Here is a 23,547-nt window from a genome sequence, read left to right as displayed (position 1 = left end):
CGGCGGCGGGTGCGCCGTGGCCGGAAGGCCTGTCTGCTCACGATGGCTGCCACGACCAGGGTAGGAAGCTACACTTGGCACTCACGGTGGCAGAGTGCCAGGGCGGGGTGACCGGCCCGGTACGCGTCGCCAGCCCCGCCTGGCTGACGGAACCGGCGAAGGGGGTGTGGTCACGTGCTTGAAGAACGGCGCCTGGAGGTCCTGCGGGCGATCGTCGAGGACTTCGTGCTCAGCAACGAGCCGGTGGGGTCCAAGATGCTCGCCGAGCGGCATGCCCTCGGGGTGTCGCCCGCCACGGTGCGTAACGACATGTCCGCGCTGGAGGAAGAGGGCTACATCACGCAGCCACACACCAGCGCCGGCCGCATCCCCACGGACAAGGGCTACCGCCTTTTCGTGGACAGGCTGTCCGGCGTCAAGCCGCTGTCACGCGCCGAGCGCCGGGCCATCCAGAGCTTCCTGGAGGGCGCGGTCGACCTCGACGACGTGGTGCGCCGGTCGGTGCGGCTGCTCGCCCAGCTCACCCGGCAGGTGGCGGTGGTGCAGTACCCCTCGCTGTCCTCGAGCAGCGTGCGCCACATCGAGATCGTCACGCTGAACCCGAACCGCCTGCTCCTCGTCCTCATCACGGACACCGGCCGAGTCGAGCAGCGGGTGGTGGAGATCCCCACCCCGGTCGACGACGGGGTCGTGGGGGAGCTGCGGGGCCTGCTCAACGGGTCGCTGCGGGGCCGGCGGATGGCCGACGCCACCGAGGCCGCGGCCGACCTGCCCGACTCGGCACGGCCCGACCTGCGGCCGCACCTGACGACGCTGACGACGGTCGTGCTGGAGGCGCTGCTGGAGCGCCAGGAGGAGCGGGTCGCGCTCGCGGGCACGGCGAACCTCACCCGTGCCTCGGTGGACTTCGCCGATTCGCTGCGGTTCATCCTGGAAGCACTGGAGGAGCAGGTCGTGCTCCTCAAACTGATCGGTTCGGCCCGGGAGACCGGTACTGTGACGGTGCGCATCGGGCGCGAGACGGACGTCGACGCCCTGCGATCGACTTCCGTCGTCGCCACCGGGTACGGTCTCGGCCCGGCTGCACTGGGCGGGATGGGAGTCGTCGGCCCGATGCGGATGGACTATCCGGGAACGATGGCGGCCGTGCGGGCCGTCGCCAAGTACGTGGGTGAACTCTTGGGTGCCGACTGATGGCAGTGGACTATTACGCGACACTCGGTGTGCGGCGTGACGCCACCGGTGACGAGATCAAGCGGGCCTACCGCAAGCTGGCCCGCGAGCTGCATCCGGACGTCAATCCCGATCCGGAGGCGCAGCAGCGGTTCAGGAACGTGACGAACGCCTACGAGGTCCTTTCGGACCCCGAGAAGCGTCAGATCGTCGACCTCGGCGGTGACCCGCTCGCGCCCGGTGGTGGCGCGGCCGGCGCCGGCTCGCCGTTCGGGGCGGGCTTCGGTGGCCTCGGCGACATCATGGACGCCTTCTTCGGCGGTGGCGCGAGCCGCGGGCCGCGCTCGCGGGTCCGGCGCGGCAACGACGCGCTGCTCCGGCTGGAGCTCGACCTGGCCGAGACCGCCTTCGGCGCGACGCGGGACATCACGGTCGACACCGCGGTGGTGTGCGCGACCTGCTCCGGGGCGGGCGCGGCGCCAGGCACGCAGCCGTCCACCTGCTCGACCTGCCACGGCCGTGGTGAGGTCCAGCAGGTGACCCGCTCGTTCCTCGGGCAGATGGTGACCTCGCGGCCGTGTCCGCGGTGCTCCGGCACCGGCACGGTCATCGAGCACCCCTGCCGGGACTGCTCCGGCGACGGCCGGGTCCGCAAGCGCCGCACGCTGACCGTGAAGATCCCCTCGGGGGTCGAGGACGGCATGCGCATCCGGCTGTCCGGCGAGGGCGAGGTCGGCCCGGGCGGCGGCCCGCCCGGGGACCTGTACGTCGAGGTCTCCGAGCGGCAGCACGCCGTCTTCACCCGGGAGGGTGACGACCTGCACTGCGATCTGCGGCTGCCGATGACCGCAGCGGCGCTGGGCACGATGGCGACGCTGGAGACCCTCGACGGCTCCGAGACGATCACGGTGAAGCCGGGTACCCAGCCGGGCGAGGTGATCAGGCTCGCCGGGCGCGGCGTGCCGCACCTGCGCGCCGTCGGCCGTGGCCACCTGCACATCCACATCGTCGTCGAGACGCCGACGAAGCTGGACACGGAGCAGGAACGGCTGCTGCGCGAGCTGGCGAAGCTGCGCGAGGAGGAGACCCCGGCGGTGGTGGGCGGTGCCTCCGGTGGTTCGGGTCTGTTCTCCCGGCGCCGCAGCGGGCGGCGTAGCCGCTGACCGCGCCGGTCTTCCACCTGGATCCGTTGCCGCCGGCCGAGGTCTTCGTGCTCGGCGGCCCGGAGGGCCGACATGCGGCCACTGTGCGGCGGCTGCGGGCCGGTGAGCGCCTGGACGTGACCGACGGTGCTGGTACGGCGCTGGAGTGCGAGGTCCGGTCGGTCGGCCGCGACGAGCTGGAATGCATCGTCCTGCGCCGCAGGTCGGTCGGCCTCCCGTCGCCGCGGCTGGTCGTGGCGCAGGCGCTCGCCAAGGGTGACCGCGGCGAGCTGGCGGTCGAGATGATGACCGAGGTCGGCGTCGACGAGATCGTGCCGTGGGCGGCGTCTCGATGCGTGGTCCGCTGGGACGGCGAGCGCGGTGAACGGTCGCGGGCCCGGTGGAGCCGCACGGCGCGGGAGGCCGCGAAGCAGTCCCGCCGGCTCAGCTGGCCGGAGGTCGGTGGGCTCGTGACGACCCGGCAGCTCGCCGAGCGTGCCCGACGCTCCGCGCTCACCGTCGTCCTGCATGAGACGGCGTCGACGCCGTTGGCCGGCCTCGCCGTGCCGGTGCGCGAGCAGGAAGATATGCGGGAGCAGGGGCGCGAGGGCGAGCCGCGGGAGATCCTGCTGGTCGTCGGGCCGGAGGGCGGGGTCGCGGACGACGAGCTCGCCGCGYTCACGGGCAACGGTGCCATCGCCGGCCGGCTCGGCCCGACGGTGCTGCGGACGTCCACCGCGGGTGTCGTGGCGGCCGCGCTGGTACTCGCCGACATCGGCCGCCTGGCCGGATAGACTGGGTTGTCACCAGCGCCATGTACCAGCACCACCATGTGACAGCACCACCATGTGAGTACCGGCACCACCATGTGACAGCACCACCATGACGTCGTGAGCACCACGGTGTAGTGCGCCTGTGGGCCCCGCCGTCGTCTGAGGGCGACCTTCGTCCCAGTCCTGAAGTGAGAGGTACGCCGGCCCGCGCGGCCGTACACATGCCCGAATCCGAACCCCCCCCCGACTCCCGGGTCACCACGCGCATCGTCGTCCCCGGCCCGCACAGCATGGTGAGCCTGCTCGGCCATCAGGACCAGCTGCTGCGCGTGATCGAGAAGGCCTTCTCGTCCGACATCCACGTGCGGGGCAACGAGATCACGATCACCGGTGATCGGGCGGAGAACGCGCTCGCCGCCAAGTTGTTCTCCGAGCTCGTCGCGCTGCTGGACGCCGGAACCGAGCTGAGCCCGCAGCATGTCGACCACTCGGTGGCGATGCTGCGCAGCGGCGAGGGGGAGCGGCCCGCCGAGGTGCTCACCCTCAACATCGTGTCCAACCGTGGCCGGACGATCCGGCCGAAGACGCTGAACCAGAAGCGCTACGTCGACGCGATCGACCAGCACACCATCGTGTTCKGGATCGGTCCGGCGGGCACCGGCAAGACCTATCTGGYGATGGCCAAGGCCGTCCAGGCACTGCAGTCGAAGAAGGTCAACAGGATCATCCTCACCCGGCCGGCAGTGGAGGCCGGGGAGCGCCTCGGCTTCCTGCCGGGCACGCTGTTCGAGAAGATCGATCCCTACCTGCGTCCGCTCTACGACGCGCTGCACGACATGATCGACCCGGATTCCATCCCGCGCCTCATGCAGAGCGGGACGATCGAGGTCGCGCCGCTGGCCTACATGCGCGGCCGCACGCTCAACGACGCGTTCATCATTCTCGACGAGGCACAGAACACCTCGCCGGAACAGATGAAGATGTTCCTGACCAGGCTCGGCTTCGGCTCGAAGATCGTCGTCACGGGTGACATCACGCAGGTCGACCTGCCCTCCGGCACGCACAGCGGCCTGCGGGTGGTCCGCGAGATCCTCGACGGCGTGGGTGACGTGCACTTCGCGGCGCTGACCAGCACGGACGTCGTCCGTCATCGGCTGGTGAGCGACATCGTCGACGCCTACGCGCGCTGGGACGCCGCGAGCCCGACCCCCGCCGAGACCCGGCCGGCCCGGGCCACCCGCCGGGAGCGCCGGTGAGCGCCGCGGGAGGGGACGTCTGATGGCGGTCTTCGTCGCCAACGAGTCGGGCGTGACGGACTTCGACGAGGTCAGGCTGGCCGCGCTCGCCAGGTTCGTCCTCGACACGATGAAGGTCAACCCGCTGGCGGAGCTGTCGGTGATGCTCGTCGAGATCGACGCGATGACCGACCTGCATGTCCGGTACATGGGGGAGGAGGGGCCGACGGACGTGCTGGCCTTCCCCCAGGACGAGGCGTTCGAGYCGTCCTGGTCGGAGTCGGTGGAGGAGGACCCGACCACCCTGCTCGGCGACGTCGTCCTGTGTCCGGAGGTGGCCCGCCGGCAGGCCGCGGGGGCCGGTCACGACATGGAGCGCGAGCTGCATGTCCTGTGCACGCACGGCATCCTGCACCTGCTCGGCTACGACCACGCCGAGCCGGAGGAGGAACGGGAGATGTGGAAGCTCCAGAACAGCCTGCTGGCCTCCTGGGACACCGCGGCCGGCGCCGCCACCTCCTGAGGGGCCCGGTCCGTCATGGCATCCGGTGATCTCCTGCTCGTCTTCATCGCCGCCGTCGCCGCACTCGCCGCGGCGGGGCTCGGCGCGGTCGACGCGGCCCTGACCCGGGTCTCCCGGGTCAGCGTCGACGAGTTCGCCCGGGCCGGCAAGGCGGGTGCCGCGAACCTCGCCCGGGTCGTCGCCGACCCCGGGCGCTTCCTCGCCCTGCTGCTGTTACTGCGGATCGTCGGCGAGATGGCGGCTGCCGCGTGCATCACCGTGCTGGCCGTGCACGCCTACGGGGCGGGTTTCGCCGCCGTCGGGCTCGGCGCGCTGGTGTCCACCCTCGTCGCCTACATCCTGGTCGGGGTGATGTTCCGGACCCTCGGCCGGCAGCATGCCCCGGCGGTGTCACTGGCGACCGCGGGGCTCACCATCCGGCTGGCGAAGATCTTCGGGCCGCTGCCGCGCCTGCTCATCGCGTTCGGCAACGCCGTCACGCCGGGCCCGGGCTACCGCGACGGCCCGTTCGCCTCCGAGGCGGAGCTGCGGGACCTCGTCGACCTCGCCGAGGAGAACGACGTCATCGAGCCGGCGGAGCGCGACATGATCGCGTCGGTGTTCGAGCTTGGCGACACCCTCGTCCGCGAGGTCATGGTGCCGCGCCCCGACATGGTCTTCATCGAGTCCGACAAGACGGTGCGGCAGGCGATCTCGCTCGCTCTGCGCAGCGGCTTCTCCCGCATCCCGGTGATCGGCGAGAACGTGGACGACGTCGTCGGGATCGCCTTCCTCAAGGACATGGTCGGCTGGGAGCGCGAGGGCCCCGAGGACAGCCGGGTCGCGCAGATCATGCGGGCGCCGGCCCTCGTCCCGGAGAGCAAGCCCGCCGACGACCTGCTGCGCGAGATGCAGGCCTCCCGCACCCACATGGCGGTCGTCATCGACGAGTACGGCGGCACCGCCGGTCTGGTGACCATCGAGGACATCCTCGAGGAGATCGTCGGTGAGATCACCGACGAGTACGACAGCGCCGCGCCGCCGGTCGAGTGGCTCGACAAGAACACCGCCCGGGTCACGGCCCGCCTCGACGTCGACGATCTCGCCGAGCTGTTCGGCGTCGACGAGGTGCCCGAGGCCCACGACGTCGAGACGGTCGGCGGCCTGCTCGCGACGGTGCTCGGCCGGGTGCCCATCCCCGGCGCCACCGCCGACATCGCCGGGCTGCGGCTGTCCGCCGAGCGGGCCGCCGGTCGGCGCAACCAGATCGGCACCGTCGTGGTCCAGCGGCTTTCCCCCTCCACCCGCGGCCAGGACGGCAGCGGGGACGGCGCGGATCGGCCGGCCACCGGCAGTACCGGGGAACCGGCCGGCGCGGGCGAGAAACCCGGCGCCACCGCCCGGGATCCCCAAGCAGAGAGGTGACATCGTGACGTCGTCGACCCCCCCTCCCGGCCCGGCCGGGCTCGTCCTGGAGGCGGAGGACACCAAGCTGGTGGTGCTGGCCCGCGCCGCACGGCTGCGCGCCTACACACCGGCCGGGCAGCGTGCGGAGGGCGCCGCGGTGCGCGACACCGACGGCCGGACCTACGCCGCCGCCACCGTCGCGCACGCCCGGCCCGAGCTCGCGACGTCGGCACTGCGGGCCGCGGTGGTGGCGGCGGCGTCCAGCGGCGCCCGGCGCTTCGAGGCCGTCGCGGTGGTGACCGACTCCGCCGAGATCGGTGCCGACGACCTGGCGGTGCTCGCCGAGTTCGGTGCGGGTGTGCCCGTGTTCCTCGCCGGCCCGGACGGCGTCGCGCGCGATCGGGTGTCGAGCTAGTGGACCTGGCGACCGACTTCCGCTCGGGCTTCGCCTGCCTCGTCGGGCGTCCCAACGCGGGCAAGTCCACGCTGACGAACGCCCTGGTGGGAACAAAGGTGGCGATCACCTCGGGACGTCCCCAGACGACCCGGCACGCCATCCGCGGCATCATCCACCGGCCGGACGCCCAGCTCATCCTGGTCGACACCCCGGGTCTGCACCGCCCGCGCACGCTGCTCGGGCAGCGGCTCAACGACGTCGTCCGCGCGACGCTGTCCGAGGTCGACGTGATCGGCTTCTGTATGCCGGCGGACGAGCCGCTCGGGCGCGGGGACCGTTTCATCGCCGAGGAGCTGGGCCGGCTGGCCCGGCGCACCCCGGTGGTCGCGATCCTCACCAAGGTCGACAAGGTCGGCGACCCGGACCGGGTGGGCGCCCGGCTGCTCGAGGTCACCGGGCTCGGGGACTTCGCCGAGATCGTGCCGGTGAGCGCGGTGTCGTCGTTCCAGGTCGGCACACTCGCCGACGTCCTCGTCGCCCGGCTGCCGGAGGGCCCTCGGCTCTACCCGGAGGGCGAGCTGACCGACGAGCCGGAGCAGGTCATGGTCGCCGAGCTGGTCCGTGAGGCGGCGCTGGAGGGCGTGCGGGACGAGCTGCCGCACTCGCTGGCCGTCGTGGTCGAGGAGATGATCCAGCGGGAGGACCGCCCGGCGGACCGACCGCTGCTCGACGTGCATGTCAACGTCTTCGTCGAGCGGCCCAGCCAGAAGGCGATCATCATCGGCGCCGGTGGGTCCCGGCTGCGCGACGTCGGCACCCGGGCCCGCACCCAGATCGAGGCGCTGCTGGGCACGCCCATCTACCTCGACCTCCACGTCAAGGTGGCCAAGGACTGGCAGCGGGACCCGAAGCAGCTTCGCCGGCTCGGTTTCTGAAGGCGTCGGCGCGCCGCGCACCGGAGACGGAAGGCGGCCCGCCAGGCCGTCCGGGCAGGCATGTAACCATGGGAACGTGCCGGTGTATCGCGATGAGGGCGTCGTCCTGCGGACGGCGCCCTTCGCCGAGGCGGACCGCATCGTGACCGTGCTCACCCGGCGTAACGGCCGGGTCCGGGCGGTGGCCAAGGGGGTCCGGAAGACGTCCTCGCGTTTCGGCGCGCGGCTGGAGCCGGGTACCTATGTCGATCTGCAGCTGCACGAGGGCCGCTCGCTGGACACGGTCACCCAGGCAGACATCCTCGCTCCGTACGGCGCGACGATCGCGCAGGAGTACGCGCGGTACACGGCGGCGGCGGTGATGCTCGAGACCGCGGAGCGGCTGACCAGCGAGGAGCGCCAGCCCGCCTTCAGGCTGTTTCTGCTGCTCGTCGGCGGCCTGCGTACGCTTGCGTCCGGTGAGCGGCCGCCGTCCCTGGTCCTGGACGCGTTCCTGCTGCGCTCACTCACGGTTTCCGGATACGGAATGGCCCTCGATGAATGCGCGCTCTGTGGCGAGCCCGGACCGCACCACTCGCTGTCCGTTCCGGGCGGCGGCGTAGTGTGCCCGGAATGTCGACCGCGCGGTGCGGCGTCGACGTCTCCGGCCGCGGTGCGGCTGCTGGCCGACCTTCTTCACGGCGACTGGGACGGTGCGGAGGCGACGGACGTCCGTACCCGCCGGGAGGCCGGGGGGGTCGTGGCCGCCTACCTTCAGTGGCACCTCGAACGGGCACTGCGCGCCCTGCCGCATCTTGAACGGACGTGAGGGTCACGGGCATGTGTGGCCGGAGGGCGCGGAGGCGGTGTCCCGGGTCGGGCACAGGCGTGCGTGGCGGGCGAGGGGACCGGGTGAGGAGCGGGACGGGATGTGTGCTGCGAGACCGGTGGTCCGGGTGTCCCCGGGCTGGCGGGGGTCGGTCGGTGAACCGCCGGCCCGGACGAGAGGATGTCGGCTGTGAGCCTGCGTGAAGAGGTGGGCAGGCGGTACCGCGATCCGCGTCCCCATCCGTCCGGAGCGCTGCCGCCGGCTTTGCCGCCGGCCCTCGTCCCGCGCCATGTCGGGATCGTCATGGACGGGAACGGACGCTGGGCGAAGCTGCGTGGCCTGCCGCGTACCAAGGGCCACGAGGCCGGTGAGGACGCCCTGTTCGACTGCGTCGAGGGCGCCATCGAGATGGGTGTCCGCTGGCTGTCGGTGTACGCCTTCTCGACGGAGAACTGGAAGCGCTCACCAGACGAGGTCGCGTTTCTGATGCGCTTCACCGACGGTGTGTTCGGGCGGCGTATCGAGGACATGCACTCGCTCGGAGTACGGGTGCGCTGGGCCGGCCGGCGGCCACGGCTGTGGGGGAATGTCATCCGGCGGCTGGAGTCGGCGGAGGAGCGGACCCGGGACAACGACCGGCTCACGCTGGTGATGTGCGTGAACTACGGGGGGCGCGCGGAACTCGCGGACGCCGCCGCGGCGATCGCCCGCGACGTGCGCGCCGGCCTGCTGCGCCCGGAGCGCATCAACGAGGAGACCATCGCGCGCTACCTGGACGAGCCCGACATGCCGGATGTCGACCTGCTGATCCGGACCTCGGGGGAGCAGCGGCTGAGCAACTTCCTGCTCTGGCAGGCGGCCTATGCGGAGTTCTCGTTCGTGCCCACCCTGTGGCCTGATTTCGACCGCCGCGACCTGTGGCTGGCCTGCGAGGAGTACGCCCGTCGGGACCGTCGCTACGGCGGCATCGTCGCCCACCGTGCCTGAGCGCGAGGCTGCCCGCCCGCCGGCGACCACCGGCGGGCTCGGCGCGCCGGTGGTGGCGGTCCTCCGGTTCGACGTGCCCGAACCGGAACGGGCCGGCTTCGCCGCGGCCGGGGAGCGGGTGCTGGCCGCGCTGGCCGCACAGCGCGGCTTCCGATCGGGCCGGGTCGGTCGGGCCGTCGACGAGCCGGCTGCCTGGCTGCTGGTCACGGAGTGGTCCGGTCCGGGGGCCTGGCGGCGGGCGCTGTCCGGGTTCGACGTCCGGTGTGAGCTGACGCCGCTGCTGGGCTGGGCGCAGGACGCCCCGGGTGCCTTCGAGGTGCTGCACGAACGCGAGACGGGCGGGCCCGCGCTCTCGCACGGGTCGGCCCGCGCGCCCGACGCGGACACCGCCGCGCCGGGCACCGGCTCGAGGGAGGACACGGCACCGGGGAGCGCCGGGAGGGCAGCACCCGGGAGCGGGGCACCGGGGAGTGCGGCTCCCGGGATCGGGGCCGGCGTGTGGAGGCTGGGCGGGCGGTAGCGGCACCGCCACCCGGTAGCCTCGGCGGGGTAACACCCGATCACGAGCTGCCGAGGCTGCCCCGATGCTGACCATGCAGGACGCCCTGCTGACGTTGACCCGCTACTGGACCGAGCGTGGCTGCATGATCGTGCAGCCGTTCAACACCGAGGTCGGTGCCGGTACCTACAACCCGGCGACCATCCTGCGGGTACTGGGCGGCGAGCCGTGGCGGGTGGCCTACGTGGAGCCCTCGGTGCGCCCGGACGACTCGCGCTACGGCTTCAACCCGAACCGGCTCCAGACCCACACCCAGTTCCAGGTGATCCTCAAGCCGGATCCGGGCGACCCGCAGGAGCTGTACCTGGGCAGCCTGCGCGCGCTGGGCGTCGACACCGAGGCACACGACGTCCGCTTCGTCGAGGACAACTGGACCTCGCCGGCCCTGGGCGCCTGGGGCCTCGGCTGGGAGGTGTGGCTGGACGGGCAGGAGATCACCCAGTTCACCTACTTCCAGCAGGCCGGCGGCCAGTCGCTGGACCCGGTGAGCGTCGAGATCACCTACGGCATCGAGCGCATCATGATGGCGCTGCAGGAGGTCCGGCACTTCACCGAGATCGCCTACGCCCCCGGGGTCTCGTACGGCGAGGTGTTCGGCCAGGCCGAGTTCGAGATGTCGCGGTACTACCTGGACGAGGCCGACATCGACGCGGTCCGCCGGATGTACGGCGAGTTCGCCGCGGAGGCCCGCCGGCTGCTCGACGCCCGGCTGCCGGTCCCGGCCCACTCGTACGTGCTGAAGTGCTCGCACGCGTTCAACATCCTGGACTCCCGCGGCGCGGTCTCCACCACCGAGCGGGCGGCCTCGTTCGCCCAGATGCGGGGGATGTCCCGCGAGGTCGCCACGCTCTGGCGGGACCGGCGGGTCGAGCTGGGCAGTCCGCTGGGGGAGACTCCCCGGCCGGCGCCGGCCGTTCCCGCCGCCGTGGACCCGGCGGCGGTGCCGTCCGGGCCGGCGACACTGCTGTTCGAGATCGGCACGGAGGAGCTGCCCGCCGCGGAGGTCGGCCGCCAGACCGAGGCTGTCCGGGCCGCACTGGTCGAGCGGCTGGCGGGCACCCGCCTCGCACACGGCTCCGTGCTGGTGCGGGGGACCCCGCGGCGCATCGTCGCCGTCGTCGAGGAGGTCGCCGCCCGGGAGCCCGACGTCGAGCAGGTCGTGCGGGGCCCGCGCCGTTCGGCGGCCTACGACGCGCAGGGCGAGCCGACGAAGGCGGCAACCGGGTTCGTGCGCGGTCAGGGCGCCGCGGTGGCCGACCTGACCGTCGTCGAGCACCGCGGCGTCGAGCATGTCGCCCTGGTACGCACCGACACCGGCCGGCCGGCGGTCGAGGTCCTGGCCGAGGTGCTCGGCGCCGTCCTGACCGGTCTGCGGTCCGAGCGGAACATGCGCTGGAACGACCCCGAGCTCTCCTTCAGCCGCCCGGTGCGCTGGGTGGTGGCGTTGCTCGGCGGATCGGTCGTACCGGTCGCCGTGTCCACGCTGGCGGCCGGCACGACGTCGCGCGGCCACCGGCGTGCCGGGTCGCCGCCGATCGAGGTGCGCGGCGCCGACGGCTACGCCGAGCTGCTCGCCGCCAGCTCCGTCCTGCTCGATCCGGCCGCCCGCCGGGAGCTGATCGTCGACGAGGCCGCGAAGCTGGCCGCCGAGCAGCACGGTGTGATCGACCTCGAGCTCGAGGCGGACGTCATCGACGAGGTGACCAACCTCGTCGAGTACCCGCGCCCGGTGCTCGGCTCCTTCGAACGGCGCTACCTCGAGCTGCCGCCGGAGATCCTCACGACGGTGATGCACAAGCACCAGCGTTACCTCGCGGTGCGGGACACGGCCGGGGCGCTGCAGCCGTGCTTCGTCACGGTGGCGGACGGAGCGGTCGACGTCCCGCTGGTCCGCGTGGGCAACGAGGCCGTGCTGCGGTCCCGGTTCGAGGACGCGGCGTTCTTCTTCGACGCCGACCTCAAGGTGCCCCTGGCGACCTTCCGGGCGGGTCTCGCGAAGCTGACCTTCGAGCAGCGGCTCGGCTCGGTCGCCGACCGGGCGGACCGCATCGCCGTGCTCGCCGGCCGGCTCGCCGACCGGCTCGGCAGCTCGGCTGGCACCGGCCTGTCCGCGCTCGACCGGGCCACCCTCGACCGCGCGGGTGAGCTGGCCAAGTTCGACCTCGCCACCCAGATGGTGATCGAGCTGTCCAGCCTCGCCGGGACGATGGCCCGCGAGTACGCCCGCCGGGCCGGCGAGCCCGAGGCCGTCGCGGTGGCGCTGTACGAGATGGAACTGCCGCGCCGCGCCGGCGGGGCCGTGGCGCAGACCGTCCCCGGTGCGCTGCTCGCCCTCGCCGACCGGCTCGACCTGCTCACCGGGCTGTTCGCGCTCGACGCGGCGCCGACCGGCAGCTCGGACCAGTTCGGGCTGCGCCGGGCCGCGCTCGGTGTCACCGCGATCCTGGCGGGGCGTCCCGAGTTCGCGGGTCTCACCGTGGCGGACATGCTGGCCGAGGCGGCGAAGCTCCTCCCGGTGCCCGTGTCGGAGACCGCCCTGGAGCAGGCGGACGCGTTCGTGCGCGCCCGCTTCACCCAGCAGCTGCTGGACGCCGGCGCCGACCACCGGCTGGTCGGCGCGCTGCGCCCGCTGACCGGGCGGCCGGCTCGCGCGGCCTCGACCCTGCGTGAGCTGCGCACCCTGGTGGAAAGCCCGGCCTTCGCCCGGCTCGCCGCCGCGGTCGGTCGGGTCCGCCGGATCGTCCCGGCCGAGGCCACCCCGGGCATCGTGATCGGCGATCTCGTCGACCCGGCGGATCACCGGCTCGCGCAGGCCGCCACCGAGCTCTCCCGGCAGCTGGTCGTGCGCAGCTCCGGGCGGGCGCCGGAGCTCGCGGACTTCGTCGCCGTGGCGGGCCAGCTGCCGGCGGCGGTCGACGCGTTCTTCGACGCCGTCATGGTGATGGCCGACGACCCGGCCGTGCGGGCGGCCCGGCTCGGGCTGCTCGCCGAGATCCGCGACGTCGCCGCCGAGGTACTCGACTGGGACGCGCTCGGTACTCTCCCGATCACGCCGGCGAGGGCTGCCGACGGCACCTGAGGGCGCAGGATGCGGCCGGGGGGTTTGAACAGGTCCGTTGCGGCTAACGTGACATCGCGTGGACCTGTCCCCTCGGCGGTTTCTGCCCCGTCCGCCCTCGGCGTCCTGGTTCCGGGTGCCCTGGTGGCGTTGGACCCTGCGGGTCGTCCTGATGATCGTCATGCTGCTGGTCGTCGGATCTGCCGCGACCTTCGGGAACGTGTGGTGGGTCGGTCGGGACGATGACCGTCGGGCCTCCGACGCGCTGATCGTGCTGGGCGCCTCGCAGTACGACGGCCGCCCGTCGGCGATTCTCGCGGCCCGGCTGGACCACGCACTGGAGCTCTACCGGGCCGGCGTCGCGCCCCGGGTGATCACCGTGGGGGGCAACCAGCCGGGCGACCGGTTCACCGAGGCGGAGGCCGCCGCGGCCTACCTGCGTGACCACGGCGTGCCGGCGGGTGCCGTGATGGCTGTCCCGCAGGGCCGGGACACGCTGTCGTCGCTGACCGCGGTGGCCGGCCTGATGGACAGCCGGCAGTGGAGGTCCGCGGTGGTGGTGACCGACCGCTGGCACAGCCTGCGCTCCCGCGCGATCGCGACGGATTTGGGGATCGAGGCGGTGACATCCCCGGCGACGAAGGGCCCGGCGAACCGCGGCTTCGGGACCCAGGTCCGCTACATCCTCCGCGAGGGCATCGGCTACCGCTTCTACCAGCTGTTCCACCGAGCCTCCCCGGCCGGGGCCCATACTCCGGCCGTCTGACCCCGCGGCCTGGCACCCCCGTCCAGGCGACGGCACGCGCCGCCGGTGGTGATCACCGCCACCCGGGGCCACCGGACCCGGGCCCGACGGGGCGTTCGACCTCCGGCCGGGTGCCGCCGGGGTGTCGCCGGTGTGACGAAGGCCGGCTTTCCGCTGGTGTGACAGGCCCTGCGTGCTGGTACGGTTCGGGTCGCGGAGTGACGGGGTAGTGCGACAGGCGTCAGACGCCGGGTCGGCCGGCCCGCGGCACAGACGACACTCGACCTGCGTGGGGCCGCGTCACGACGGCTGCGGTGTCAGCCGGCGGCGCCGGCTGGCCTCACCGGCCCGACCAGGACGACCGAAGACCAGCACAATGCTGACGAAGGAGACTGGTGTGGCAACTCCCGTGTCCGAAGTGGTTGGAGTCGCCGACCTGGAGACGGTTCGGGAACTCGCGCAGCAGCTGCGCGTCGACTCGGTACGCAGCAGCACCTCGGCGGGCTCCGGCCATCCGACATCTTCCATGTCCGCCGCGGATGTCATGGCTGTGCTGCTCACGCGGCACCTCCGCTACGACTGGGACAACCCCGACGATCCCGCGAACGACCACCTGATCTTCTCCAAGGGGCACGCGTCGCCCCTGATCTACTCGATGTTCAAGGCCGTCGGTGTGGTCTCCGACGAGGAGCTCATGACCGGGTACCGCCGGTTCGGCCACCGTCTGCAGGGTCATCCGACGCCGGTGCTGCCGTGGGTGGACGTCGCGACCGGGTCGCTGGGCCAGGGCCTGCCGGACGCCGTCGGGGTCGCGCTCGCCGGCAAGTTCCTGGACAAGACGCCCTATCGGGTCTGGGTGGTCTGCGGCGACAGCGAGATGGCCGAGGGCTCGATGTGGGAGGCGCTGGACAAGGCCTCCTTCTATGGCCTGTCGAACCTGATCGCCATCGTGGACGTCAACCGGCTCGGCCAGCGTGGGCCGACGGAGCTCGGCTGGGACATGGCCGCCTACGCCCGCCGGGTCGAGGCCTTCGGTGCCCGCGCCCTCGTGGTCGACGGCCATGACCTGGGTGCGATCGACGCCGCCCTCGCCGACGCCGAGGACGCGGCGCGGCCCACCGTGATCCTGGCCCGCACCCGCAAGGGAGAGGGCTTCTCCGAGGTCGCCGACGTCGAGGGCTGGCACGGCAAGCCGCTGACCGGCGACATGGCCGAGCGGGCGATCGTCGAGCTGGGCGGCGAGCGCAACCTGCGCGTGCGCGGCCCGGTGCCGCCCGCCGACCTGGCGCGGCCGGAGCACCAGGCCCGCCCGGCGTTCACGCTGCCGACCTACGAGCTCGGTGCCAAGGTCGCCAGCCGGCGGGCCTACGGCCAGGCCCTGGCCGCGATCGGGGCGTGGACGGACGTGGTGGCCCTGGACGCGGAGGTCAGCAACTCGACCTACGCCGAGGACTTCACCAAGGCCCATCCGGACCGGTTCTTCGAGATCTTCATCGCCGAGCAGCAGCTGGTCGCCGCGGCGGTCGGGCTGTCGGTGCGCGGCTACGTGCCGTTCGCCTCGACCTTCGCGGCGTTCCTGTCCCGGGCGTACGACTTCATCCGGATGGCGGCCATCTCGCAGTCCGACATCCGGCTTTCCGGGTCGCACGCCGGCGTGGAGATCGGCGCCGACGGGCCGTCCCAGATGGCGCTCGAGGATCTCGCGATGATGCGGGCGGTCGGCGGGTCGACCGTGCTGTACCCGAGCGACGCGACGTCCACCGCGAAGCTGGTCGAGGTCATGGCCGGCCTGCGCGGTGTCAGCTACCTGCGGACCACCCGCGGTGCCTACCCGGTCCTCTACGGGCCCGACGAGCAGTTCGCGCCGGGCGGCTCCAAGGTCCTGCGCAGCTCGGACGCCGACACCGTCACGCTGATCGGCGCCGGCGTCACCCTGCACCACTGCCTGGCCGCGGCGGACGTCCTCGCCGGTGAGGGTGTGTCGGCCCGGGTGATCGACCTGTACTCGATCAAGCCGGTCGACGCCGCGACCCTGGCCGAGGCCGCGCGGGCGACCGGCGGCCGCCTGGTCGTCGCCGAGGACCACTATGCCGAGGGCGGCATCGGCGGCGCCGTGCTGGAGGGGCTCGCCAGCGCCCTGCGGGACGGCGACGTCTCCGTGCGGCTCGCCCACCTGTCGGTCACCGAACTGCCCGGGTCCGGTACTCCCGACGAGCTGCTGGACTTCGCCGGCATCTCGACTCCGCACATCGTCGAGGCCGCGCGCGGTCTGCTTCGCTGAGCAGCGACCCGTCGGCGCGCCCTCGTGGGTGCGCCGACGGGGCCAGGCCCGTGACAGCCGACCCCTTCCTGTCTCCAGTCCCATGAAAGCTCCATGAGAGCCCCGCCGTGCCAGGCGGGGCTTTTCTGCGTGCGCGGCCAGCCCCTCGGCCGGTCGGGGACGAGGGGCTCGGCGCACGCAGGAGGCCGGCCCTCGGACACGAGGGCTGGCCCGGAGGCGGGGCGAGGGCGGCGGCTGACCGCGAGGGGTCAGTCGTCGCCGGCCGGGGACGGGCCGCCACCGAAGGTCATGTCGACCAGGGTGAGGTAGAGCCGGTCCGGCCGGGGAAGGAAACTGATCTTCGAGAGAGCCTGGTCCTGGCCGGCTGACTCGACGACGAACTCGCCGTACCCGAGGAGCCGCCCGAGCGGGTCCCGGTTGTAGGTGAGATCGGTGATCTTCGACAGTGGCATCGTCTGGACCTTGCGGAAGAAGATGCCCGACACCTTCAGCAGACGCTTGTCCGTGATCATCAGGTGGTCGAAGTGCCAGTCCGCGATCTTCCAGAGCATTCGGAGGATCATGAAGAGCGCGAACCACCACAGCAGTGTGGTGATGGGGCCCGTATCGATGTCCTCCAAGGTCAGGAGGACGTTCACGGCGAGGGCGAGCAGCGCCGCGCCCAGTGTCTGCAGGAGGACCGGCAGCATGATGGCCCAGTGCAGCCGCACCATCATGACCAGGCGCTCCTGGGACGCGAGGTACTTGGTGTCCCGCAGCGCTGGGTCTGGAAGCTGGAGTCTCACCACGATCGAAGTGTCGCAGACGCCGGGCCGGGGAGGGGTCGGATCACAGGGCTGTGTCTGTCACGAACTCGGACGCTCCGTTCCCGATGTCCTCAAGCCACCCGAACACCCGGTCGATGATGCTCGCGGCGCTGTCCGGTGCGGTGACGATGAAAAAGATGAGGAACGCGATCGCACCGTACTTGACGATCTTGTCCACGGCGGGCCTCCGGGCCGAGTTGGGGGAACGGGGTGCGCCCAAAGTATCGTTGTTGCGATCGACGTAGGTACGAGAATCGCCTCGATACGCTCAGCTTCGTGGTCAGTGAGTGGTATGACCCCGCTGACACGGGCCTGTGACCTGCCCCAATGACCGGAATCTCACTCTGGGCGAGAGACTGAACACCCTCGAACGGGTCTGGTTCGTCCCGCGCTCACCGGCGTGTCGTCCGCACAGTGGGAGAACACAGGTCGTCAACCCGTTGGGTGGTTCCCCTCGCGTGCCCCACTCCGGGGGCCCGCGGGCCCCCGGAGTGGGGCACTGACGGGCCGGCCACCGCAGAGGGCGCTGTGACCAGCGAAAAACGACGTACGCTGTGATCGCTRCCGGCTGCGTTTGGGATGGGATGGGGTCGTGGCGCGACACTGGAGTGATGAGCGTGGTTCGTCGGTGGCTTCCGATGTGGCCTGTGTCGCATCATGGTCTCCGCGAGGGTGTGCCGGACAGTGTCGGACGTCGTCCCGCGGCGCGGCTCGGGCGGTGCGACCCGGACGGCGCGGTCTGTCGGGGCGAGGGGCGGTCGCTCCCGGCTCCGCGCGTGGCATGATCGACACTGTCGGTCGGATGACAAGTACCATCACGCGAAAGGACCGTTGACACCGACGTCATCAGCGGTTCCGTCCGGTCGGCGGCGAGGGCGCCCCGGGTGGGCCGAGCCGCTGGCCGCGTCGTACCAGGTGACCGGACACGAGATACCCGCGGTGCGCAACCCCAGGCGGGGTGGCGCCGTCTATCCAGTGACATCGGAGCCCGCGATGGCGGGCCCGCCGGACGTGACCAGGGAGGGATTCGGTGGCCGGGCGCATCCGCGACGCTGACATAGCTCTCGTACGGGAGCGGTCGGACATCGCGGACGTCATCGGCGACCATGTCCAGCTCCGCCCGGTCGGCGGTGGCAGCCTGGTCGGGCTGTGTCCCTTCCACGACGAGAAGTCGCCGTCGTTCAACGTGCGGCCCTCGGTCGGGTTCTTCCACTGCTTCGGCTGCAACGAGGGCGGCGACRTCTACGCCTTCGTCCGCAAGATCGACGGTCTCAGCTTCCCGGAGGCGGTCGAGCGCCTCGCCCGCCGGGCCGGGATCACTCTGACCTACGAGGGCGGGGGCACCACCAGCCGGGCGGTGACGAGCCAGCGGCAGCGCCTGCTGGAGGCCCACCGGCTGGCAGCCGAGTTCTACACCGAGCAGCTCTACTCCGCTCCGGATGCGCGCGCCGGCTGGGAGTTCCTCACCTCCCGCGGCTTCGATCGGTCGGCGGCGGAGCGGTTCGGCCTCGGCTATGCGCCCGCGTCCTGGGACGAGCTGACCCGGCACCTGCTCGCGCGCCGCTTCACGGCCGAGGAGCTGGAGCTGGCCGGTCTTGCCAAGCGCGGCGGGCGCGGCGGGCTCATCGACCGGTTCCACCACCGGCTGCTGTGGCCCATTCGTGATCTCGGCGGTGAGGTCGTCGGCTTCGGTGGCCGGCGCCTCGCCGACGGTCCCGACGCCGGGCCGAAGTACCTCAACACGGCGGAGACGCCCCTGTTCAAGAAGGCGAAGCTTCTCTACGGTGCCGACCTGGCGCGGCGTGACATCGCCCGCCGTTACCAGGTGGTGGTCGTCGAGGGGTACACCGACGTCATGGCCTGTCATCTGTCGGGCGTCACCACGGCCGTCGCGAGCTGCGGGACGTCCTTCGGCGGCGACCACGTCGCCATCGTGCGCCGGCTGTTGATGGACTCGGACTCCCGCCCCGGCGAAGTGATCTTCACCTTCGACGGGGACAAGGCCGGGCAGGCCGCCGCCATGCGGGCCTTCGAGTACGAGGAGCGGTTCGTCACCCAGACCTACGTCGCGGTACAACCGGACGGGCTCGACCCGTGCGACCTGTGGACGCAGCATGGCGACGCGGCGGTGCGCGACCTCGTGGCCAGCCGGCAGCCGCTGTTCGAGTTCGCGATCCGCGGCGTGATCGACCGCTACGACCTGAACACCACCGAGGGCCGCCTCGCCGCGCTGGACGCCGCTGCGCCGCTGGTGAACCGGCTCAAGGACACCGGTATCCGGCACCGCTACGCGGTGAACCTGGACCGCTGGCTCGGTTTCCTGGACGAACGGTTCGTGGTCGACCGGGTCGGGCAGCACCGCTCGAAGGCTCCGGTCGGCGGCGGTGCCGTGGCCAGGCCCTCCGGCGCGAGCGGTGCCGTGGCCACGGGCGGCCAGAGTGGTGCCCCGGGTGCCGGCGGTGGTGGCGGGGCGCGCCCGGCGGGGCGCAGGCAGCTCGAGGCCGCGCCGGACGAGGCGGCCGTCATCGTCGAGCGGGAGACTCTCAAGCTCGCCCTGCAGTACCCGGGGTTGGYCGGCCCGCTGTTCGACACGCTCGCCGCCGAGCTGTTCACTGTTCCCGCGCATCGCGCGGTCCGCGAGGCGATCGCCGCCGCGGGTGGGGTGTGCGCGGGGCTGTACGCGGCCGGTGACCCGTTCGGCTGGGCCGGTGCGGTCGTGGACGTGATTCCGGACGAGGAGCTGCGGCGGTTCGTCCTCGCGCTCGCGGTCGAGGGAGTGCTGTGCGACCACGATGTGGATGACCGCTACGTCGACGAACAGATGTCGCGTGTTCAGGAGCTGCATGTGACCCGTCGGATCAGGGAAGTGAAGTCGCAGGTACAGCGGCTCAACCCGACATCCGACACTGATGCCTTCAACCGTGCGTTCGGTGAGCTGATTGCTTTGGAACAGCACAAGCTCCAACTCCGGGAGCGGGGCGTAGGTGCCGCGTAACCTGGGTCGATCCCGAGAAGGAAGTGACGAGATTCCGCCCATGAGTCCTACCGTCCTACCCCGCGAGGCCCAGGTGGACGAGGTCAAGGACCTCATCACCCGTGGCAAGGAGATCGGTTTCCTCACCACTGAGGACGTCACGGTCGCTATCCAGGCGGCCGAGTTGCCCCCTRAGCAGGCCGAGACCGTCCTGCAGGTGCTCAATGACGAGGGCATCGAGGTCCTCGAGGCGGGGGGCGAGAACGCCGACGAGGCGGACCTGCTGGCCCGTCGGCGTCGGGAGGAGGAGGAGCTCGCGCTCAAGGCCCCGACCTCCGACCCGGTACGGATGTACCTGAAGGAGATCGGCAAGGTCCCGCTGCTGACCGCGGAGGAGGAGGTCGACCTCGCCAAGCGGATCGAGGCCGGCCTTTTCGCCTCCGAGAAGCTCGCGGTGGCGACGAAGAAGACCTCCCCGCAGATGCGCCGTGACCTGGAGGCCATCGAGCGGGACGGGCAGATCGCCAAGCGCAAGCTCGTCGAGGCGAACCTCCGGCTCGTCGTCTCGATCGCGAAGCGGTACGTCGGGCGCGGCATGCTGTTCCTGGACCTCATCCAGGAAGGCAATCTCGGGCTCATCCGGGCGGTCGAGAAGTTCGACTACACCAAGGGCTACAAGTTCTCCACCTATGCCACCTGGTGGATCCGCCAGGCCATCACCCGCGCGATCGCGGACCAGGCCCGGACGATCCGCATCCCGGTGCACATGGTCGAGACGATCAACAAGCTGATCCGCATCCAGCGGCAGCTCCTGCAGGACCTGGGCCGGGAGCCCAGCCCGGAGGAGATCGCCAAGGAGATGGACCTCACCCCGGACAAGGTCCGGGAGATCCTGAAGGTGTCCCAGGAGCCGGTCTCGCTGGAGACGCCGATCGGTGAGGAGGAGGACTCCCACCTCGGCGACTTCATCGAGGACTGCGACGCGGTCGTGCCGGTGGACGCCGCCAGCTTCATCCTCCTGCAGGAGCAGCTGGACTCCGTCCTGCACACGCTCTCCGACCGGGAGAAGAAGGTGATCCAGCTCCGCTTCGGCCTCACCGACGGCCATCCGCGGACGCTGGAGGAGGTCGGCCGCGAGTTCGGCGTGACCCGGGAGCGCATCCGGCAGATCGAGTCGAAGACCCTGTCCAAGCTTCGCCACCCCTCTCGGTCGCAGAAGCTCCGCGACTACCTGGAGTAGTCAAACTCGCTGTAGTTGTTCGTTGACTTCATGTGTCCGTCCTGTCAGGGTCGGACCCTGTGAGGCAGCGGTCAGGCAGTCCGGAAGGACCTGTGGCTCCCGGACTCCCTGACAGCGACGGCGACCTGCAGCCTACTGACGGTGATCGTGCGGCACACCTGCGCGTCTCCTATCTCCGATCACTGCTTCTCGCGGTAACCGGCGGGCGGACCTTCCTCGGTGCCAGGTGGGTCCGCCTGCTCCTCACCGTGACGCCCGCTCCGCGGCGGCCAGGTCTCGCCCTGCGGCTGGTGGGCCTCGCCGCCCACCACCCCCGCGGCCAGCGCCCGGACCGGTCCGCGCACCGCGACCGCGGTGCCCACGACATGTTCGTCCGGGATGTGCTCGAGCCGTACCTGGCGCCCGAGCAGGACCTGCTCGAGGTCGGCTGCGGCCCCGGCTACCTGGCGCGCGCGGTGGCCGGCCGGGTCTGGTCGGTCGAGGCGGTGGATGTCTCGCGTGGTGTCCTCGCCTGCGCGCGCGTCCTCAACCATGCGGTGAACATCGACTACCGGACTCCCCGGGAGTTCTTCGGATCCGGCCGCCGGGTCGACATCGCGGTCTCCCTCACCCTCGCCACACAGCTGGACGATGAGGATCTTTCCGCCCTGCTGGCGTCGGTGTGGACAAGCCTGCGTCCCGGCGGGTGCCTTGTCCTCCGGGCGAGCGTGTCGGGCCCCGCCGGCAGCCGCCCGCAGCCACCGACAACGCGGCCACCGACAACGCGGCCAGCATCCACGCCGCCCGTACCCCCGCTCCCGTCCGCAGCACCGGGGGCGCGCCCGCAGGGCAGGTACCTCCCGGAACACCACCCGCGTGAAGCAGGCCACCTGGTCGAACTGGTCGAGCTGGCCGGGTTCGGCGACGTCCGGCTGCAGAACCTCGACGGCCGTCCGGCTGCCGGACAGGCCCCGGCGGACGCGGCGGGCAGCTGGCTGCTGGTCGCGATCCGCCGCTACGAGCAGGCCGTGTTCCCGCGGGTGCCGGAGCTCGTCCGGCAGGCCGCGGCCCAGGCCTGATCAGGAGCGGCCGGCCGGGGCCTCCTCGGCCGGCCCCCGGGACCCGTGGGGCGCGGGAGATTCCGGGGAGCGGGGGGCAGGCGGGCCGGTGAGTTCCTGGCCTGCGGCTTCGCTGTCGGTGCGCGGCTGTGGCTGACGTCCGAGCAGGGCGGCGAAGACGGCCCGGATGTGATCGTCGGGGTCGGTGACACTCCGTGCCCAGTCGCTGGCCAGTCGGCCGGCGCGGGCCAGCCGCGCACGGTCCGCGAGCAGATCCTCCAGGATGTGGGCCAACGCCGGCACCGACTCGTCGGACGGGGTCCATCCGGTGGCACCCCGCTGGTATGCGTCCGGTGACCCGCCCTGGGCGGGGCCGATGACCGCACAGCCCGCGAGCTGCGCCTCCAGCAGCGCGGTCGGGTGCGCCTCGCCGCTCACCGGCGGCCTGGTGCGGGTTCGGGTGCACAACGCGAACAGGTCAGCGGTCGCGTACAGCCGGGCGAGGGCCGCGTCGCCGGGGTCCTCGGACAGCGCCGTGTGCTTGCGTGCGGCGACGATGGAGTGCAGCGCCCCGGGGGCCGGCCCGGCTCCCGCGATCACCAGCCGCACTGGCCCGAGCACGGCGGCCGCGCTGTCGAGTGCGTCGACCAGGGTGGTCAGCCCCTTGGACTCCCAGTCACCGAGCGGGAAGACGCTCAGGACCGTGGGCATCGGCGGCAGCGGCCGGCGGCGCGCGGCCTCGGCGAGCAGGGTCTCGCGCCACCGGTGCTCCAGACCTGGCGGGATGATCGCTCCCATTCGTACCGGTGACAGCGCCCCCGCGCTGAACGAGCTGGATGTCACCGGGTAGAGCAGGGGGTCGTGGCGGAGGAGAAGGCGCAGATGTGGGCGCATCGTCCACATGTCGACGCCGTGGAAGAGGACGGGCACCCGGCCTGCGCCGGTGAGCCGGGCGGCGGCTGCCCCGGCCGGTGCCAGGTCGACCTGCCCGGCCACCACGCTGTCCAGAGGCCCCAGCACCCGTGCTCCCGCGGCGGACGTCCAGGCCGTGCGGGCCCGGGACATCAGGTCGGCACCCGGCCGACCTGCCCGGCGCAGCAGCCGGGCCGCTGTCGTGGCTGCCGCCGGGGGCCCGGCCGGCTGGGCCTGCGCGGTGTGCCCCGTCTGCTCGACGTGTCCGGTGCGTGCGTGCTGTCCGTCCCGCCCGCCGGTCGTGAGCTGGATGACCTCGGCGCCGCCGGCCCGCAGGCTCGCGGCGATGGCCGTGAGCCTGCGCGCGGCGTCCGGTGGGGGTTCGGTGGTGTGCAGCAGGAGCACCCGCGGGGCGGCCTCATCCTGGGCGGTCGCGGTCGCGGTCGGGGCGGTCGGGGCGGGCGATCTGCGAGGTAGGGGCACGGAAAGTGATAGTAGTTAGTCTCTCCGTAGTTGTAGTGATGCGTGGCCGTGTCAGCCCTGGTCGGGTTCTCGCGGCAGCTGGCGGTGGTGCGC

20 protein-coding genes are annotated in these 23,547 nt (G+C 72.0%); 17 read left to right on the top strand and 3 right to left on the bottom strand.

What is annotated here, in order from left to right; all coding sequences use genetic code 11:
* Nucleotides 1–174: 174 nt before the first annotated feature.
* From hrcA to CC117_RS01075, 14 genes are all read left to right on the top strand, one after another.
* Nucleotides 175–1,194, top strand: a complete 1,020-nt coding sequence (hrcA, locus tag CC117_RS01140) for a heat-inducible transcriptional repressor HrcA (RefSeq protein WP_071081830.1) — start codon at nt 175–177, stop codon at nt 1,192–1,194.
* Nucleotides 1,194–2,336 (top strand): molecular chaperone DnaJ, encoded by a 1,143-nt coding sequence (gene dnaJ / locus CC117_RS01135; RefSeq protein ID WP_071081829.1) that lies wholly within the window; start codon nt 1,194–1,196, stop codon nt 2,334–2,336. Before hrcA ends, dnaJ begins: the two co-directional genes overlap by 1 nt.
* Entirely contained in the window at nt 2,333–3,109 is a 777-nt protein-coding gene (locus CC117_RS01130) for a 16S rRNA (uracil(1498)-N(3))-methyltransferase (RefSeq protein ID WP_084131209.1), read from the top strand. Before dnaJ ends, CC117_RS01130 begins: the two co-directional genes overlap by 4 nt.
* A gap of 200 nt (nt 3,110–3,309) precedes the next feature.
* Nucleotides 3,310–4,344: a PhoH family protein gene (locus CC117_RS01125; protein ID WP_071081828.1), complete on the top strand. Its 1,035-nt coding sequence runs from the start codon at nt 3,310–3,312 to the stop codon at nt 4,342–4,344.
* Nucleotides 4,345–4,366: 22 nt separating this feature from the next.
* A complete protein-coding gene (ybeY, locus tag CC117_RS01120; protein WP_071081827.1) occupies nt 4,367–4,846 on the top strand; it encodes an rRNA maturation RNase YbeY in 480 nt (159 codons plus the stop codon).
* A gap of 15 nt (nt 4,847–4,861) precedes the next feature.
* Nucleotides 4,862–6,250 carry a hemolysin family protein gene (locus tag CC117_RS01115; protein WP_071081826.1) on the top strand — a complete coding sequence of 463 codons (1,389 nt, stop codon included), beginning with the start codon at nt 4,862–4,864 and terminating at the stop codon, nt 6,248–6,250.
* A 4-nt stretch (nt 6,251–6,254) separates the two neighbouring features.
* Nucleotides 6,255–6,647: a cytidine/deoxycytidylate deaminase family protein gene (locus CC117_RS01110; protein ID WP_071081825.1), complete on the top strand. Its 393-nt coding sequence runs from the start codon at nt 6,255–6,257 to the stop codon at nt 6,645–6,647.
* Complete coding sequence (gene era / locus CC117_RS01105) at nt 6,647–7,564, top strand: GTPase Era (protein ID WP_071081824.1); 918 nt, start codon at nt 6,647–6,649, stop codon at nt 7,562–7,564. The genes CC117_RS01110 and era overlap by 1 nt, the downstream gene beginning before the upstream one ends.
* A gap of 82 nt (nt 7,565–7,646) precedes the next feature.
* Nucleotides 7,647–8,372 (top strand): DNA repair protein RecO, encoded by a 726-nt coding sequence (recO, locus tag CC117_RS01100; RefSeq protein WP_071082042.1) that lies wholly within the window; start codon nt 7,647–7,649, stop codon nt 8,370–8,372.
* 189 nt (nt 8,373–8,561) lie between these two features.
* Nucleotides 8,562–9,359, top strand: coding sequence for an isoprenyl transferase (locus CC117_RS01095; protein ID WP_018640415.1), 798 nt, complete (start codon nt 8,562–8,564; stop codon nt 9,357–9,359).
* On the top strand, nt 9,352–9,879 hold the full coding sequence (locus tag CC117_RS01090) for an antibiotic biosynthesis monooxygenase family protein (protein WP_241829719.1): 528 nt from the start codon (nt 9,352–9,354) through the stop codon (nt 9,877–9,879). The genes CC117_RS01095 and CC117_RS01090 overlap by 8 nt, the downstream gene beginning before the upstream one ends.
* Before the next feature lie 64 nt (nt 9,880–9,943).
* The gene (locus tag CC117_RS01085; protein WP_071081823.1) at nt 9,944–12,997 is read left to right on the top strand and encodes a glycine--tRNA ligase; all 3,054 of its coding nucleotides are present in this window, start codon (nt 9,944–9,946) and stop codon (nt 12,995–12,997) included.
* A gap of 58 nt (nt 12,998–13,055) precedes the next feature.
* Entirely contained in the window at nt 13,056–13,742 is a 687-nt protein-coding gene (locus CC117_RS01080) for a YdcF family protein (RefSeq protein WP_071081822.1), read from the top strand.
* Nucleotides 13,743–14,118: 376 nt separating this feature from the next.
* Nucleotides 14,119–16,002, top strand: a complete 1,884-nt coding sequence (locus CC117_RS01075; protein ID WP_071082041.1) for a transketolase — start codon at nt 14,119–14,121, stop codon at nt 16,000–16,002.
* A 248-nt stretch (nt 16,003–16,250) separates the two neighbouring features.
* Here CC117_RS01075 and CC117_RS01070 read toward each other — a convergent pair whose 3' ends face one another.
* On the bottom strand, nt 16,251–16,790 hold the full coding sequence (locus CC117_RS01070; protein ID WP_026311593.1) for a PH domain-containing protein: 540 nt from the start codon (nt 16,788–16,790) through the stop codon (nt 16,251–16,253).
* Between the two features lie 40 nt (nt 16,791–16,830).
* Nucleotides 16,831–16,986, bottom strand: a complete 156-nt coding sequence (locus CC117_RS37795) for a hypothetical protein (RefSeq protein ID WP_018640427.1) — start codon at nt 16,984–16,986, stop codon at nt 16,831–16,833.
* Between the two features lie 852 nt (nt 16,987–17,838).
* Between CC117_RS37795 and dnaG the strand changes: the two genes are divergently transcribed.
* The 3 genes from dnaG (at nt 17,839) to CC117_RS01055 (ending at nt 22,080) form a co-directional block, all read left to right on the top strand.
* A complete protein-coding gene (gene dnaG, locus CC117_RS01065) occupies nt 17,839–19,803 on the top strand; it encodes a DNA primase (RefSeq protein ID WP_071081821.1) in 1,965 nt (654 codons plus the stop codon).
* 40 nt (nt 19,804–19,843) lie between these two features.
* Nucleotides 19,844–21,022, top strand: a complete 1,179-nt coding sequence (locus CC117_RS01060; protein WP_071081820.1) for an RNA polymerase sigma factor — start codon at nt 19,844–19,846, stop codon at nt 21,020–21,022.
* A gap of 92 nt (nt 21,023–21,114) precedes the next feature.
* Nucleotides 21,115–22,080: a class I SAM-dependent methyltransferase gene (locus tag CC117_RS01055; protein WP_071081819.1), complete on the top strand. Its 966-nt coding sequence runs from the start codon at nt 21,115–21,117 to the stop codon at nt 22,078–22,080.
* On the opposite strand, the gene CC117_RS01050 is transcribed toward CC117_RS01055, so the two are convergent.
* On the bottom strand, nt 22,081–23,376 hold the full coding sequence (locus CC117_RS01050) for a glycosyltransferase family 4 protein (RefSeq protein WP_071081818.1): 1,296 nt from the start codon (nt 23,374–23,376) through the stop codon (nt 22,081–22,083).
* Between the last annotated feature and the right edge of the window lie 171 nt (nt 23,377–23,547).

Source organism: Parafrankia colletiae (genome assembly GCF_001854655.1).
GTDB classification, from domain to species: domain Bacteria; phylum Actinomycetota; class Actinomycetes; order Frankiales; family Frankiaceae; genus Parafrankia; species Parafrankia colletiae.
This window is presented reverse-complemented; position numbering and strand designations above follow the sequence as displayed.

Excerpts from the sequence above, each read along its gene's own strand:
- CC117_RS01115 (WP_071081826.1), top strand. The coding sequence starts at position 4,862 with ATGGCATCCGGTGATCTCCTGCTCGTCTTCATCGCCGCCGTCGCCGCA.
- CC117_RS01085 (WP_071081823.1), top strand. The coding sequence starts at position 9,944 with ATGCTGACCATGCAGGACGCCCTGCTGACGTTGACCCGCTACTGGACC.
- dnaJ (WP_071081829.1), top strand. The coding sequence starts at position 1,194 with ATGGCAGTGGACTATTACGCGACACTCGGTGTGCGGCGTGACGCCACC.